The following is a 255-nucleotide window of genomic DNA, read 5'->3' on the forward strand; positions in this document are numbered from 1 at the left end:
CATTGATGAAGTTTACACTTACACTTTTTTCATTTGCTCGTTCTTCTGCCCATTTAAGTGACTCTTGAGATAAATCTACTGCATCAACAGTGCAACCTTTTTCAGCAAAATAAATTGCGTTCCTACCAGGACCACAACCAAGTTCAAGGACTTTCCCTGGAATAAACAGGCTTTTTTCAAAATAACTTACTAAATTTTCATCAGGAAAATTAGCAAAAAAGGGAACACCCCTTTCACGGTCTGAATAAAATGTAT

The 255-nt window shown here is 35.7% G+C and carries 1 protein-coding gene; it reads right to left on the reverse strand.

Annotation, left to right across the window (positions count from 1 at the left end):
• A partial coding sequence (locus PGC35_RS22160; protein WP_375220731.1) for a class I SAM-dependent methyltransferase occupies window positions 1-255 on the reverse strand: 255 nt, incomplete at both ends.

Origin of the sequence: Psychrobacillus sp. PGGUH221 (genome assembly GCF_042055255.1) — a bacterium.
In the GTDB taxonomy this organism is placed as follows: domain Bacteria; phylum Bacillota; class Bacilli; order Bacillales_A; family Planococcaceae; genus Psychrobacillus.